15 protein-coding genes and 1 pseudogene are annotated in these 14,762 nt (G+C 60.8%); 8 read left to right on the top strand and 8 right to left on the bottom strand.

Annotation, left to right across the window (positions count from 1 at the left end; translation table 11 throughout):
* Positions 1 to 94: 94 nt before the first annotated feature.
* From INS93_RS15775 to INS93_RS15765, 3 genes are read left to right on the top strand one after another with little or no spacing between them, the layout of a single operon-like run.
* Complete coding sequence (locus INS93_RS15775) at positions 95 to 775, top strand: class I SAM-dependent methyltransferase (protein WP_192983690.1); 681 nt, start codon at positions 95 to 97, stop codon at positions 773 to 775.
* A 2-nt stretch (positions 776 to 777) separates the two neighbouring features.
* Positions 778 to 1,212, top strand: a complete 435-nt coding sequence (locus INS93_RS15770) for a VOC family protein (protein WP_192983688.1) — start codon at positions 778 to 780, stop codon at positions 1,210 to 1,212.
* Positions 1,199 to 2,020, top strand: coding sequence for an aldo/keto reductase (locus INS93_RS15765; protein WP_192983686.1), 822 nt, complete (start codon positions 1,199 to 1,201; stop codon positions 2,018 to 2,020). Before INS93_RS15770 ends, INS93_RS15765 begins: the two co-directional genes overlap by 14 nt.
* Before the next feature lie 159 nt (positions 2,021 to 2,179).
* Here INS93_RS15765 and INS93_RS15760 read toward each other — a convergent pair whose 3' ends face one another.
* Entirely contained in the window at positions 2,180 to 3,136 is a 957-nt protein-coding gene (locus INS93_RS15760; RefSeq protein ID WP_192983684.1) for a hypothetical protein, read from the bottom strand.
* A gap of 20 nt (positions 3,137 to 3,156) precedes the next feature.
* Positions 3,157 to 4,872, bottom strand: a complete 1,716-nt coding sequence (locus INS93_RS15755; RefSeq protein ID WP_160020688.1) for a proline--tRNA ligase — start codon at positions 4,870 to 4,872, stop codon at positions 3,157 to 3,159.
* A 129-nt stretch (positions 4,873 to 5,001) separates the two neighbouring features.
* Here INS93_RS15755 and INS93_RS15750 point away from each other — a divergent pair, with 129 nt between their 5' ends.
* Entirely contained in the window at positions 5,002 to 5,409 is a 408-nt protein-coding gene (locus INS93_RS15750; protein WP_192983823.1) for a PaaI family thioesterase, read from the top strand.
* 73 nt (positions 5,410 to 5,482) lie between these two features.
* Here the strand turns inward: INS93_RS15750 and INS93_RS15745 are convergent, their stop codons facing one another.
* Positions 5,483 to 6,763, bottom strand: coding sequence for an OprD family porin (locus tag INS93_RS15745; protein WP_192983682.1), 1,281 nt, complete (start codon positions 6,761 to 6,763; stop codon positions 5,483 to 5,485).
* 660 nt (positions 6,764 to 7,423) lie between these two features.
* Here INS93_RS15745 and INS93_RS15740 point away from each other — a divergent pair.
* Together INS93_RS15740 and INS93_RS15735 are read left to right on the top strand one after the other, a co-directional pair.
* On the top strand, positions 7,424 to 7,855 hold the full coding sequence (locus INS93_RS15740) for an HIT family protein (protein WP_160020686.1): 432 nt from the start codon (positions 7,424 to 7,426) through the stop codon (positions 7,853 to 7,855).
* Positions 7,852 to 8,058: a SlyX family protein gene (locus INS93_RS15735; RefSeq protein WP_075745997.1), complete on the top strand. Its 207-nt coding sequence runs from the start codon at positions 7,852 to 7,854 to the stop codon at positions 8,056 to 8,058. The genes INS93_RS15740 and INS93_RS15735 overlap by 4 nt, the downstream gene beginning before the upstream one ends.
* Before the next feature lie 42 nt (positions 8,059 to 8,100).
* On the opposite strand, the gene INS93_RS15730 is transcribed toward INS93_RS15735, so the two are convergent.
* From INS93_RS15730 to INS93_RS15715, 5 genes and pseudogenes are all read right to left on the bottom strand, one after another.
* Positions 8,101 to 8,331, bottom strand: a complete 231-nt coding sequence (locus INS93_RS15730; protein WP_162237607.1) for a cold shock domain-containing protein — start codon at positions 8,329 to 8,331, stop codon at positions 8,101 to 8,103.
* Positions 8,332 to 8,463: 132 nt separating this feature from the next.
* Positions 8,464 to 8,724: pseudogene (locus tag INS93_RS24895) on the bottom strand (cold shock domain-containing protein membrane protein); the annotation flags it as partial.
* 172 nt (positions 8,725 to 8,896) lie between these two features.
* A complete protein-coding gene (locus INS93_RS15725) occupies positions 8,897 to 9,964 on the bottom strand; it encodes a GGDEF domain-containing protein (RefSeq protein ID WP_192983680.1) in 1,068 nt (355 codons plus the stop codon).
* Positions 9,965 to 10,060: 96 nt separating this feature from the next.
* Entirely contained in the window at positions 10,061 to 10,531 is a 471-nt protein-coding gene (locus tag INS93_RS15720; protein WP_013714439.1) for a Dps family protein, read from the bottom strand.
* A 185-nt stretch (positions 10,532 to 10,716) separates the two neighbouring features.
* Positions 10,717 to 11,835 carry an HD domain-containing phosphohydrolase gene (locus tag INS93_RS15715; RefSeq protein WP_192983678.1) on the bottom strand — a complete coding sequence of 373 codons (1,119 nt, stop codon included), beginning with the start codon at positions 11,833 to 11,835 and terminating at the stop codon, positions 10,717 to 10,719.
* A 198-nt stretch (positions 11,836 to 12,033) separates the two neighbouring features.
* Between INS93_RS15715 and aspS the strand changes: the two genes are divergently transcribed.
* Both aspS and INS93_RS15705 read left to right on the top strand, forming a co-directional pair.
* Positions 12,034 to 13,809: an aspartate--tRNA ligase gene (gene aspS / locus INS93_RS15710; RefSeq protein ID WP_160020682.1), complete on the top strand. Its 1,776-nt coding sequence runs from the start codon at positions 12,034 to 12,036 to the stop codon at positions 13,807 to 13,809.
* A 104-nt stretch (positions 13,810 to 13,913) separates the two neighbouring features.
* On the top strand, positions 13,914 to 14,663 hold the full coding sequence (locus INS93_RS15705; protein ID WP_160020681.1) for a YebC/PmpR family DNA-binding transcriptional regulator: 750 nt from the start codon (positions 13,914 to 13,916) through the stop codon (positions 14,661 to 14,663).
* The last annotated feature ends 99 nt before the right edge of the window (positions 14,664 to 14,762 follow it).

Genomic DNA, 14,762 nt, shown 5'->3' with positions numbered 1-14,762 from the left:
GTGAACGGGGCTGACCGGCGGCTTTGACGCAAAGCGTGTCGGGGCGGCCCGTTGGCGCTAGACTCGCGGCAACGCACAAATGCAGGGAATCAGCATGCAGCGCGACCACCGAGAACAGCTTCAGCAAAGCTGGCAGGCCAATGCCGATGCCTGGGCCGCTGCGGTGCGTGAGCAACGCATCGAAAGCCGGCGCCTGGTTACCGATGCCGCGATCATTCAGGCTGTCCTGGCGCTGCAACCCAGGCGGGTGCTGGATGTTGGCTGTGGCGAGGGCTGGCTGTGCCGTGGCCTGGCCGAGCATGGTATCGAGCCGGTGGGGGTGGATGCCTCGGCGCCGCTGATCGAGGCGGCTCGCGCGGCATGCGACGGGCGTAGCCAGTATCGCGTCTGTGGTTATGCCGAGCTGCAAGAGCATGCCGAGCAGCTCGGGCGTTTCGAGGTGCTGGTTTGTAACTTCGCACTGCTCGAGGAGCCGCTGCAGCCTATCCTGCGCAGCCTGCACGATTTGCTGGCGCCGGGGGGTAGTTTGCTGATCCAGACGTTGCATCCCTGGCGGGCCAGCCATGGCGAGCCTTATCAGGACGGTTGGCGGGTCGAGGATTTCGTCGGTTTCGGTGAGGGTTTCCAGGCGCCGATGCCCTGGTTCTTCCGTACCCTGCAATCCTGGCTGACGCTGATCGGTGAAACCGGCTGGCGCCTGGAGTGGCTGCAGGAGCCGTTGCATCCCGAGAGCGTTCAGCCGGTGTCCCTGCTGCTGTTGCTCAAGGCGCTCTGATCATGCGGCTGCTGCTCAATCTCGACGTTCCCGATCTGCCGGCGGCGGTTGCTTTCTACCAGCAAGCGCTCGGGTTCAGTGTCGGGCGTGTGCTGTTCGACGGTACGGTCGTCGAGCTGCTTGGCGCGGCTGTACCGCTCTATCTGCTGCACAAGGCCGCGGCCACTCGACCCTGCCCCGAGGCAGGCGTGCAACGTGATTACCGCCGTCACTGGATGCCACTGCACCTGGATGTCGTGGTCGACGACCTAGACGCAGCGCTTGCTCGGGCACTTGCCGCAGGTGCCCGAGCTGAAGGCGAAACCAACGAATATGACTGGGGGCGGCTGGTCACGCTGAGTGACCCTTTCGGCCACGGGCTGTGCTTGCTGCAATGGCGTGGCGAAGGGTACGACCTGGTCAGAACCCACTTGGGAGAAATCGATGCGCAGAATTGAACTGGCTGGCGTGCAGGTACCGGTGATGGGCCAGGGAACCTGGCGCATGGGCGAAGATGAGCGCCAGCGCTCGCGTGAGGTTGCGGCGCTGCGTGAGGGGCTGGATCTGGGCCTGAGTCTGATCGATACCGCCGAGATGTACGGCGAGGGTGGTGCGGAACTGGTGGTGGGCGAGGCTATCGCCGGGCGCCGAGAAGAGGTGTTTCTGATCAGCAAGGTGTATCCGCACAACGCCAGTCGGGATGGCGTTCAGGTGGCCTGTGAGCGCAGCCTGGCGCGACTGGGATGCGAGCGAATCGATCTCTACCTGCTGCACTGGCGCGGGCGCTACCCGCTGGAGGAGACCGTCGAAGGCTTCGAGCGGCTGCGCGAGCAGGGCAAGATCGGTGCCTGGGGCGTCTCCAACTTCGATCTGGACGATCTGCTGGAGTTGGATCAGCCTGCTTGTCGAACCAATCAGGTGTTGTACAACCTGGAGGCGCGCGGTATCGAGTATGACTTGCTGCCCTGGCAGCAGCGCGCCGGTATGCCGCTGATGGCCTACTGTCCGCTAGGCCAGGCCGGCACGCTGCTTCACCAACCCGCAGTGCTTGAGGTGGCCCAGCGGAACGGCGTTACGCCGGCTCAGGTCGCACTGGCCTGGGTGCTCAGGCAGGAGGGCGTGATCGCCATTCCCAAGGCCGTGGGCAGCGCACATTTGCGCGATAACGCTGCGGCGGCTTCCATTACCTTGAGTGCGGATGACCTGGCCTTGCTCGACACGGCTTTCCCGCCGCCGCGCCGCAAGCAGAGGTTGCAGATGGTTTAGAGAGCAACGCCACCCGGTAGGGTGCGCCGCGCGCACCGAGCCACCGGAAGGCTGGAGTCCTCCGCCCTCAAGCCACGACAAGCAGATGCCCCGGCTGAAGGGGTGGGTGTGCAGGGGCTGGACTGCCCTGCGACATCTTTAAGAACCGGAGTAGGGCGCTCAGTTGGCAGGGTCGGCAGCCAGGCGCCCGGCATCCTTGAGCAGTGCCTTGAGGAAGGCATCCTGCAACTCAGGGTCGTTGCGGGTCAGCTCGATCAGGCTTTGCTCCAGCTCGCTGGCCTCTTCTTCCAGGCCAAGATCGGAGAGGCGTTTGACCCGATGTACCCACTGGTCAACATCGCCGCCTTCGAGGTCATCGAAGATCAGGTCATGCGCTTCACGCAGCTTGCCGCGCAGGGTGTGGCTGACCATAAGGGTCGTTTCCGCACGCGCGACATCGTCGCCCAGGCGATCTTCGACGCTCAGTTGCAGCATGTTCAGGCGCGCGATGTCCTGTTCGCTGAACGGGCTGTCGAGCAGGTTGAGGCGCAGCACCCCGCTGCTGTCCGTGAGCAGTTCGAATTGCTGATCGCCCGCCTTGACCTGTACCGGGCGCTCGGACCAGGGCAGGTTGGTGTACTCCATACGACGGTCCCGCTGCAGCTCCTCGATGTTCGCCAGGTTCTGCTCGGCGCGGCCGTTCGACTCGACGTTCATGAAGGGGTTCAGGCCGGCCATACCGTAGCTGATCCAGCCACGGGTAGCGGTTTCCGGCAGGCTGCCGAGCAGCACGACGTTGAGTATGTTGGCGCCCACGCCCGCAACCACCGCTACCGCGCCCATCGGTACTTCATAAAGCTCGCGCCAGGGCTGATAGGGTGTGTAGCGGTCGTAGCGACGGGTCACCTCGAAGGCTGTGACTTCGTAACTCTTCTGGTCATGCACGCGCACGCGGCGCTGCGGTAGCTCCAGCACCTTGGGTTCGCCGGCATCGATCTGCAGCTGGTGATCCAGCAATTTGCGTTCGATACGCTCCTCATGCTCGCTGCGTTGCGGCAGCTGATTGGCGCAGCCGCTGATCAAGAGGGCGCCGCACAAGGCGGCGCCGGTCAGGCGAAGGTTGTTGCTCGTGTGCATGATGTCTCGGTAGGGCGCGATCAGCGGCTGATACGGGCTTGCAGGAAGGGCAGGATATCGGCCAGCGGCACGGCTTGCGCATCGGTTTCGGCGCGGCTCTTGTACTCGAGGTTACCCTCGGCCAGGCCACGGTCACTGACGACCACGCGGTGCGGAATGCCGATCAGCTCCATGTCGGCGAACTTGATGCCGGGGCTGGTTTTCTTGTCGCGGTCATCCAGCAGCACTTCGTAGCCAGCGGCGGTCAGCTCGGCATACAGCTTGTCGGTGGCCTCGCGCACCTGCTCGGTTTCGTAGCGCAGCGGTACCAGGGCGATCTGGAACGGTGCCAGGGCGTCGTTCCAGCGGATGCCGCGTTCGTCGAAGTTCTGTTCGATGGCAGCAGCCACCACGCGGGAAACGCCAATGCCGTAGCAGCCCATGGTCAGGGTGACCGGCTTGCCGTTCTCGCCGAGTACCTGGCAGTTCATCGACTCGCTGTACTTGGTGCCGAGCTGGAAGATGTGACCGACTTCGATGCCGCGCTTGATTTCCAGGGTGCCCTGGCCATCCGGGCTGGGGTCGCCGGCGACGACATTGCGCAGGTCGGCAACCTCTGGCAGCGGCAAGTCGCGCTCCCAGTTGACGCCGAAGTAGTGCTTGTCTTCGATGTTGGCACCGGCAGCGAAATCGCTCATCAGGGCAACGCTGCGGTCGATGATGCAGGGTATCGGCAGATTGACCGGGCCCAGCGAGCCAGGGCCGGCGCCGATGGCGGCGCGAATCTCGGTTTCATTGGCCATCTGCAGCGGGCTGGCAACCAGCTCCAGGTTGGCGGCCTTGATTTCATTCAGTTCGTGGTCGCCGCGCACGATCAGGGCGATCAGCTTGCCTTCCTCGGCGGCGTGCACCACCAGGGTCTTGATGGTCTTCTCGATGGCCAGGCCAAAACCCTGAACCAGGGCGTCGATGGTCTTGGTGTCGGGGGTGTCGACCAGGCGCATCGCTTCGGTCGCTGCAAGGCGCTCTTTCTCGCGCGGGATGGCTTCGGCCTTCTCGATATTGGCGGCGTAGTCGGAGACATTGCTGAAGGCGATATCGTCTTCACCGGAGTCGGCCAGTACGTGGAACTCATGCGAGCCGGTGCCGCCGATGGAGCCGGTATCGGCCTGTACCGGGCGGAAGTTCAAGCCCAGGCGGCTGAATACGTTGCAGTACGCCTGGTGCATGCGGTCATAGGTTTCCTGCAGGGAAGCCTGATCCGCATGGAAGGAGTAAGCGTCCTTCATGATGAACTCGCGGCCACGCATCAGACCGAAGCGCGGACGGATCTCGTCACGGAACTTGGTCTGGATCTGGTACATGTTGATCGGCAGCTGCTTGTAGCTGTTCAGCTCGTTGCGGGCCAGGTCAGTGATCACTTCTTCGTGGGTCGGGCCGACGCAGAACTCGCGATCATGACGATCCTTCACGCGCAGCAGTTCGGGGCCGTACTGCACCCAGCGACCTGACTCCTGCCACAGCTCGGCAGGCTGAATGGCCGGCATCAGCACTTCCAGCGCGCCGGCTGCGTTCATTTCCTCGCGCACCACGGTCTCGACCTTGCGCAGCACACGCAGGCCCATCGGCAGCCAGGTATACAGGCCGGAGGCCAGCTTGCGGATCATGCCGGCACGCAGCATCAGCTGGTGGCTGATCACCACGGCATCGGAAGGGGTTTCTTTCAGGGTCGAGAGCAGGAACTGACTGGTACGCATGTTTGGCCGTTCTGTCGGTTGCTAGGGCTTGGAATAGGCCGGCATTGTACGGTGCCTATACAGTGGCGTACAGGACGGGCGCAGGTGCGAAAGCGCTACTGCGCTTGCCGGGAGGAGTGAAGAGTGGGATTGACTGCACTTGAGGTTCAGACCCTGATTCGAGCAGGGCTGCCGATGGCGGACGATATCGATCTGCGGATCGACCGCCTCGATGAAAAGGGTGTGCTGGCGCGCGTGCCTTTTCACGCCAAATTGGTGCGTCCGGGTGGCACGCTATCTGGCCCGACCATCATGGCGCTGGGGGATGCGGCGATGTACGCGGTGGTACTGGGGCGTCTCGGCCGGGTGGAAATGGCAGTGACGTCCAATCTCAACATCAACTTCCTGGTCAAACCCAAACCGGTGGACTTGTTGGCCGATGCACGAATACTTCGCTTGAGCCGGCGCCAGGCAGTTTGTGAAGTTTCGTTGTATTCGGCTGGGAATGAGAATGAGTTGGTCGCACATGTAACAGGGACTTATGCGCTGCCCCTTTGAAACACTGAACCCGAAATAAAGAAACCCGGCCAAGGCCGGGTTTCTTTTATTCCGCTATCGAGTAGCGCTGAAGTTACAGAACGCTCAGCGGGTATTCGACGATCAGGCGGAAGTCGTTGAGGTCGCCTTCAAACGAGTTGCGGTAGAAGGCTTGGCGAATGCGGAAGGACAGATCCTTGGCAGCGCCGTCCTGGATCACGTACTTGGCTTCGACGTCGATCTCACGCTCTTGCTCGCTGCTGCCAGTACCCACATCCATATCGGTACCGCGGATGTAGCGGGTCATGAAGCTCAGGCCAGGAACGCCGAACTCAGCCATGTTGATGTCGTAACGGGCTTGCCAGGATTTTTCGTCTTTCTGGTTGAAGTCGGAGAATTGAACCGAGTTCGCCAGCCAAACGGTACCACCGCCGTCAACGCCGTAATCATAGCCACGGTCACCAGAAGAGCGCTGGTGTGCCAGGGTGAAGGTATGAGCGCCCATGGAGTAGGCAGCTGCCAGGCTCCAGATGGTGTTGTCTTGGTCGCTGGTGGTGTTGGTGTAGCTCTTGTCGTAGTCGGTTTTGTAAATGTTGACGTCGAAGTTCAGAGCCTGTTCTTCGGCCAGCGGCAGGTTGTAGTTGACGTTGCCGTAGTACTTCTTCCAATAGTCCTCTACATCGGAGGCATGGAAAGCTGCGCTCAGGTCGTCGGTGAAGGAGTAGGAAGCGCCCACAATGTTGGCATACTTCAGGCCAGCTTCACCCTTGCCGTTGATGTCATCGCGGCTGGTGCCAGTCTGGCTGCTCATGGCAGTGAAGCGACCAGCGCTCAGTTCCAGACCTTCGATTTCGTTACTTACCAGGTAAGTACCGGTGGTGACTTCTGGCAGGATGCGGCTATCGTCGGTGGAGAACACTGGGCTGGCCGTGAACTGGCTGCCGTACTTCAGAACTGTGTCGGAGATACGGAACTTGATGGCACCGCCAACTTCGGTCTGAGTGTCGTCACCACGACCGTCATCGGTCTGGGAGAACAGGCCGTTGCCATAGCGGCCGCGACCGCTGTCCAGTTTGATGCTGCTCAGGGAGTGAGCGTCGACGCCTACGCCTACGGTGCCTTGGGTGAAGCCGGATTCGTACAGCAGGCGGATGCCCAGGCCGGTTTCTTCACGGTAGCCAGCCGGATTGGCAGAGGTGCTCGCGCCGTTCGGGCCGTTACGGAAATCGCGGTTCATGTACAGAACGCGATTGAAGATGTTGAAGCTGCTGTCTTCGATAAAGCCGTTGGACTCGGACTGGCTGGAAGCCACTGCCATTTGGCTGGTGCCCGCGGCTACTGCCAGGGCGATTACGCTCCACTTCATCACTTGCATCGTGATTGCTCCTTTGGTTTAGAAGAGTTGCGCTGCCCACTGTTTTGTTATATGGGCGGCTCTTTCTTTTTGTGTCGGCGGTAACTTATAGCACGCAGCCAATATTGGCGATAGTTGCAGTCTATTCATTACGACTTCGTTCATGCTGGTGTCGCATCGCATTAGGAGGAATGTCGCAAATCTGTAGCTCTGCCCTTGCGTTTCGTTATGCCAACGCTTTCGCGGCTCTGAGGTGTCTGGGGCCGCTGTTATTGATCGACTGCACGGCTAGCCGAGCATTGCTTTCACAGATAGCAAAAGTCGTGCTCAAAACCTGGATGTCCCGCTAAAACCTTGATTTTCTGGCATGCAGTGTGTCGATCAGCGACGCTGATCCCGCGTCTGGCGCGGGTTTGCCTGAGCGATGCCAGTTCTTCGCGTCCGGACAGCGGCAGGCGTTATCGCCTGCGTTCATATTGCTGCCCCGGTAACGCTTGGCAGTGTTTATTACGGGAAGAAACAAAATGGTGCACACCTGCGGTGCGCGTGCATTCGGGCTGCCTTGCGTTGGTGCGTGGTCGCCGGATGAAGTCTCGACTGAGCCAGCGTATGCTGCGCGCCATAGGTTGGCCCTCGCTGGGGCTACGCTTGATCGATCCGTTTAAAAGGAGGACGACCGTCATGTTCGCTCTGGATTCGCGTCTGCAGCAGGATTGCCTGTTGGTCGGGGATTTTCCCCTGTGTCGTTTGCTGCTGATGAATGACTCCAATTACCCCTGGTTCATCCTCGTGCCGCGACGTGAGGAGGTCAGTGAGCTGTTCCAGCTCGACGCTGACGATCAGCGTCGGCTGTGGCAGGAAACCACGCTGCTGGCGGAGATCCTCAAGGACACTTTTGCCGCCGACAAGATGAACGTGGCTACGCTCGGCAATGTGGTCGGTCAGTTGCATATGCATGTGATCGTGCGTCGACGTGACGATGTCGCTTGGCCCGCGCCGGTGTGGGGGCGCCATCCTGCGCAGCCTTATGCCGGGCAGAAGGTGGGACAGATCATCGATAAGCTGCGCTTGGTGCTGACCGAGGATTTTCAGTTTGCCGGAGAGCCAGCATGAGTCTCGAGTCGCGGATCATGGAACTGGAGAGCCGCCTGGCTTTTCAGGATGACACCATTCAGGCGCTCAGCGATGAGCTGGTCGAGCAGAGCAGGCGCATCGAGCGGATGCAGCTGCAATTGACGGTTCTGGCGCGACGCCAGGAGGAGTTGAGTGGTCAGGCGGGTATTGCCGAAGATGAAGCGCCGCCACCTCATTACTGATATGAAAAAGCCCGGTTTCCCGGGCTTTTCTTTGCGTGCTGCTCAGCGCCGCGAAGGGGCTGCTGCGATCACGTCTTCCGCCTGCAGGCCTTTGTCACGCTGCATGACCGAGAACTCCACGCGTTGGCCTTCGATCAGTACGCGGTGACCTTCGCCGCGAATGGCACGGAAGTGCACGAAGATATCGTCACCCGAGTCGCGGGAAATGAAGCCGAATCCCTTGGATGTGTTGAACCATTTGACGGTGCCGGTCTCGCGATCATCTGGCGTCACGCTGGTGCTGATACTGGCTTTTGGTGCGGACACACGTTGGTCTGTGTTGCGCGGCTGCGTGTTCAGTTGCGCTGTAAGGCTCAGTGCCACGGCGATTACCAAGGCCAGAAGCGGCAGCCAGATGGCGGGTTGGCTACCGATGCTTGGCAGCGGGGCAAGCAGGATCAAGCTCTGTACCACGGCAGCCAGTATCAATAGAGCCGATGACAGCCCCTGCAGTTGCTGACGCGCGGTGTGGGCGTTCTGTTGTTGCGCTGCTGCAAGCAGGTTGAGCAGGCCGATGAGGGCCAGATAAATGGCATCCGGGGTGGTCAGGAACGAAGTGGAAAAACCGGGTACGGCAGACAGCAGCAGGGCGGCAAACCCTGTCACGAGATGGGCAATCTTCAACATCTTCGATGAACTCACTGATTGAATGATGACTCAAGGTGTTGCGGAGAGAGCGCGCTTCAAGGGCTGCCAGTCGAACGGCAACGACGCGCGCCGGTATACAAGGGTAGCGACGCCGCAGAACGGTAATGCGGCGTGCAAGGCTATTTAACAGCAAAGGCGGGGGCTTCTCAAATCAAGCGCTTAGCATCGTTTCGCTGGTAATCGGGTGGACCTGATTGCGGCCGGCGCGTTTGGCCTGATAAAGCGCGTCATCGGCCCGAGTGAGCAAGGATTCGAATGTGTCGCCTTCTTCGGCCATGGCGCAGCCGAAGGACGCGGTGATGCTGTCCAGAATCTGGTCCGTTCGCCTTACCTTGATCCTCAGTGACTGGATCTTGTGGCGCAGTTGTTCGGCGAAATCGAGAACTTCGTTGAGGTTGGCGCAGTTGCGCAGTACCACGCAGAACTCTTCGCCGCCGTAGCGCGCAGCAAAGGCCTCTGGTGGCAGCAGGTCGCGTAATAGTTGTCCGACGTGTTGCAGTACGCGGTCACCCAGTGGGTGGCCGTATTGATCGTTGAACTGCTTGAAATGGTCGATATCCAGAATCACCAGCGCCAGGCCCTGCTGTGACTCGTTCAGGGCGCGCTCCAGCAGGCGGGTAAAGGCATGGCGATTGAATACGCGGGTCAGGCTGTCGAGTGTTGCTGCCAGATGTGCGCGTTCCAGTTGGCTGCGCAGGTGAGTGATCTCTTGCTGAGCGGCGCGTAGGCGATAGAGGAATTTTTCCTGCTGATCCTGCATCAGCTGGGTGCTTTCCTGCAGCTCGCTGAGCACGCTGGGTAGATCGTCGGTGATGGGTTCCCGCAGTGCGCTGAGGCCTTGGCTCAGGCTCTGCTGGTAGTGCAGGCCACCGATCACGCTGCGTGAGACGTCGCCTTCGATATCATCGACCAGCTCGATTACCTGCTGCTGGCCAGCGCGCGCTTCCTCCAGCTCGCCGCGGATGATGTAGTCGCGAAACAGCCGGCTGGCGGTTTCCGGCGGGAACACGTCGAAGTCTTCGACCACCTTGTCCAGGCGGCGGTTGAGCTCGGGTTCGCCGCCTCTGCTGTAGGTGTACCACAGCGCGTAGTGCACCGGATTTGGCGGTATGTCGTGGCGCATCATCAGCGGTACGGCCTGCTTCAGGAGTTCGGCCGCCTCGCGGGTTTCTTCCGGATACAGATCGATGATGCTGGGCGGTTTGGCTGGTTGACTCATGGGTGTCGGAAACTCAATGGCGAATGGCCAGAGCATAGATCAGGGCAAGGCTGCCTGCCTAATGAAAAGGCCCGGATCACCGGGCCTCTGAGTATCTCAAGCAGCGAGCAGGCTGCGCAGCATCCAGGCGGTTTTCTCGTGTACCTGCATGCGTTGGGTAAGCAGGTCGGCAGTCGGCTCGTCGCTGACCTTGTCCAGCAGCGGGAAAATGCCGCGCGCAGTGCGTACGACGGCCTCTTGGCCTTGCACCAGTTGCTTGATCATATCGTCGGCGCTGGGTACGCCTTCCTCTTCCTTGATCGAGGACAGGCGGGCGTAGGCGGCGTAGGTGCCTGGCGCCGGGAAGCCCAGTGCACGGATCCGTTCGGCGATTGCGTCAACCGCCAGGGCCAGTTCGGTGTACTGACCTTCGAACATCAGGTGCAGGGTGTTGAACATCGGACCGGTGACGTTCCAATGGAAATTATGGGTCTTCAGGTACAGGGTGTAGGTGTCGGCCAGAAGGCGCGAGAGGCCTTCGGCGATGGCGGCGCGATCCTGTTCGGCGATTCCGATATTGATTTCCATGGTTTTTCTCCTTTCAGGTGAGCCCAGGGTGTCTATCCCGCAGTGTTGGTGAGAGCCTAACACGCAGGGCGTCGAGATGATCTTGGCTTATATCAATGAGAGCGATGTTTAGAGGCTATTGATAGCTGACGGTTCAATAAATCCTGCTCTGGCGGCGTCAATCCTGTGCGTGGCGCAATGCTCGTTCAGCCGTGCGCCAGTCTAGGCTTCTGCTGCAGAGTGCGATTGAACACCTCCACCCAATGGGCGCTGAATTGCTGGCCAGCAAGGTTGTTGATTTCCAGTATGGCGCGTAGCAATGGACGCTTGCTCAAAGTCTGGTGAGCACGTTCATGGGTCCGTGCGTCAAAGGTGTCGACGATATGCAAGATCAGTGCGCCTGGGGCAATCTCCTTTTCGCGCAGGCCTTTGGGGTAGCCAGAGCCGTCAGCGTGTTCCTGATGCTGGAGGATGATCTCCATGGCCGCTGACCAGTCAGGCATGCGTTTGAGCAGGTCGCTGGCCAGGCGTGGGTGGCCTTGCATCATGCGTCGTTCTTCGCGGCTGAAATGGCTTTGCTTGTGCAGGAGCTCCAGTGGCAGGAAGGCCATGCCCAGATCATGCAAGCAGACTGCGGCCGCCAGTTGCTCTGGCTGCTCAGCGTATCCGCCCGCTGCGTTGATGCTCAGTGCCAGTTCCAGCAGGCGCAGGTTGCGGCCTCGCCAGTAGGGGGAGCGCTGTTCGGCGGCCTCGGTCAGTGCGCAAAAGAACTGCAGGTCGGGCTGGATCACGATTGCGTGGCGTGCAAGCAGTGCTGCGCTTTTGCTGGGTTCCACTTCTTCGGTGAATTGCAGGCGAGTGCTGGGGTCCATCTGCTGCAGCAGTTCGAGGCGTACCTCGCTCTGTCGCTCATTCGGCGTCATGGCCAGCGCCTGAAGCGCGCCGCAGAGTCGGCTGACCTGCGTGCTGTCCGGGGTGGCTTCGGCGCCGCCCAGGGCCTGAGCAACCAATGTCCGCAGATGGTCGAGGCTGAGCAGCAATATGTCACCGAGCAGGCTGTCGAAGATCAGGCGGCCCGAGCGCAGGGCATCGAGTACGTCTTCCATGGCTTGTGGCAGTGGCATCAGCTCGTTGAGCTCGACGTAACCAAGGTTGCCCTTGAGCGTATGGATCAGGCGAAACAGCTCGCGCAGCCGTTCCGTGCTCTTTGGCGCTCGCTCCAGTTCGATCAGCAGTTGCTCGCAGCGGGGAAACTGCTCGGCGGCGTCAAGGCGAAAGTCTTCCAGCAGATCGCTGGGCAGGTCGCTGCGATGGGGTCGGGCCATGGTCGTTCTCCAGACAGGAGGCGCCCTTCATTATAGAAGCCATCTGCCGAGCGGCTGCGTCATGACGATTTACGCTATATAATCCCGCTCTTTATCGAAGCGCGGCGTACGGTTGGACGTTCGCTGTGGTGTAGCTCCTGCCCAGGGCGCTGGGGGCTGCCCGACCTATCCAAGACCTTAGAGAAGCGAAGCACGATCATGATGCGCAGCCACTATTGCGGCCAGTTGAACGAGAGCCTGGATGGCCAGGAAATCACCCTTTGCGGCTGGGTACATCGTCGCCGTGACCATGGCGGGGTGATCTTCCTCGATATCCGTGATCGTGAAGGTCTGGCCCAGGTGGTGTTCGATCCTGATCGTGCCGATACCTTCGCCAAGGCTGACCGCGTGCGCAGCGAATACGTGGTCAAGATCACCGGCAAGGTGCGTCTGCGTCCAGCGGGCGCGGTCAACCCGAACATGGCGTCCGGCGCCATCGAGGTGCTGGGCTATGAGCTGGAAGTGCTCAACGAAGCGGAAACCCCGCCGTTCCCGCTCAATGAATACACCGACGTTGGCGAAGAAACCCGCCTGCGTTATCGCTTCATCGACCTGCGTCGCCCGGAAATGGCCGAGAAGCTCAAGCTGCGCTCGCGCATCACCTCGAGCATCCGTCGCTACCTCGACGACAACGGCTTCCTCGACGTGGAAACACCGATTCTGACTCGCGCCACCCCGGAAGGTGCGCGCGACTATCTGGTGCCGAGTCGTACCCACGCCGGCAGCTTCTTCGCCCTGCCGCAGTCGCCGCAGCTGTTCAAGCAACTGCTGATGGTCGCCGGCTTCGACCGCTACTACCAGATCGCCAAGTGCTTCCGCGATGAAGACCTGCGCGCTGATCGTCAGCCGGAATTTACCCAGATCGACATCGAGACCAGCTTCCTCGATGAAAAAGACATCATGGACATCACCGAGACCATGGTGCGCAACCTGTTCAAGGAAGTGCTGGATGTCGAGTTCGGCGAGTTGCCGCACATGACTCTGGCTGAAGCCATGCGTCGCTTCGGTTCGGACAAGCCGGACCTGCGTATCCCGCTGGAACTGGTTGATGTTGAAGATCAGCTCAAGGACGTCGAGTTCAAGGTGTTCGCCGGTCCAGCCAACGACCCGAAATGCCGCGTCACCGCGCTGCGCGTACCGGGCGGGGCGAGCATGCCGCGCAAGCAGATCGACGACTACACCAAGTTCGTCGGCATCTATGGTGCCAAGGGTCTGGCCTATATCAAGGTCAACGAGCGCGCTGCCGGCGTTGACGGTTTGCAGTCGCCGATCGTCAAGAACATCCCGCTGGACAACATCAATGTCATCCTCGACCGCGTGGGCGCTGTCGATGGCGATATCGTGTTCTTCGGTGCCGACAAGGCCAAGATCGTCAGCGAGGCCCTGGGCGCGCTGCGCATCAAGCTGGGTCATGACCTCAACCTGCTGACCTGCGAGTGGGCGCCGCTGTGGGTCGTTGATTTCCCGATGTTCGAGGAAAACGACGACGGCAGCCTGACCGCCATGCACCACCCGTTCACCTCGCCGAGCTGCAGCCCCGAGGAACTGGAGGCCAACCCGTCTGCCGCGCTGTCGCGCGCCTACGACATGGTGCTCAACGGTACCGAACTGGGTGGCGGCTCCATCCGTATTCATGACAAGGCCATGCAGCAGACCGTGTTCCGTGTGCTCGGCATCAGCGAAGAAGAGCAGCAGGAGAAGTTCGGCTTCCTGCTCGATGCGCTCAAGTACGGTGCACCGCCCCATGGCGGCCTGGCCTTCGGCCTGGATCGCCTGGTGATGTTGATGACCGGTGCCAGCTCGATCCGCGAAGTGATCGCCTTCCCGAAAACCCAGAGCGCAGCCTGCGTCATGACTCAGGCGCCGGGCGTCGTCGACAACAAGTCGCTGCGCGAGCTGCACATCCGCCTGCGCGAGCAAGCCAAGGCCGAATAAGCCTGCAAAAGAAGCCTGGTGATCCCAGGCTTCTTCGTTATGGGGTGGAGAGACTCAAGTGCTTACGCCCCGGCAATTGTGAAACCTTATAGATGGAGTGAGTTATGGCTGGTCATTCCAAATGGGCCAACATCAAGCACCGCAAGGGGCGTCAGGACGCCAAGCGCGGCAAGATCTTCACCAAGCTGATTCGTGAACTGACGGTCGCCGCCAAGCACGGCGGTCCGATCCCGGCGGACAACCCGCGTCTGCGTCTGGCGGTGGACAAGGCGCTGACCAACAACATGTCGCGTGACGTGATCGACCGCGCCATTGCCCGTGGTGCCGGCAACAACGAAGCCGACAATGTTGTCGAGTTCAGCTACGAAGGTTATGCACCGAGCGGCGTGGCGATCATCGTCGAGGTGATGACCGATAACCGCAATCGCACCGCCGCCGAAGTACGCCATGCCTTCACCAAATGCGGTGGCAACCTCGGCACCGACGGCTCGGTCGCCTACATGTTCGACCGCAAGGGGCAGATCAGCTTTGCGCCGGGTGTCGATGAAGATGCCCTGATGGAAGCGGCTCTGGAGGCCGGTGCCGACGATGTGGAAATGGGCGAGGACGGTTCGGGCCTGGTGTCGACCAGCTTCACCGAGTTCCATGCCGTCAACGAAGCACTTAGCGCCGCTGGTTTCAAAGCCGAGGAAGCGGAAATCGCCATGATCCCCTCGATCAGTGCGCCGATTGCCGACCTGGAAACTGCGCAGAAGGTGTTCAAGCTGATCGACATGCTCGAAGACCTGGATGACGTGCAGAACGTCTACCACAACGCCGAAGTCTCCGACGAGATCATGGAGCAGCTCGGCTGAAGCAGCTTGTCGCCCGGACGTAGGGTGGGACGGGCGGCGATCGGCTTTAGCCCACCATGGCAAACAACCCTGGTGGGCTGAAGCCCACCCTAAGCCCAC

Origin of the sequence: Pseudomonas sp. EggHat1 (assembly GCF_014892995.1) — a bacterium.
Taxonomy (GTDB): Bacteria; Pseudomonadota; Gammaproteobacteria; order Pseudomonadales; family Pseudomonadaceae; genus Aquipseudomonas; species Aquipseudomonas chaetocerotis.
The sequence above is the reverse complement of the archived record's forward strand: the minus strand, read 5'-3'. Positions and strand labels throughout refer to the sequence as shown.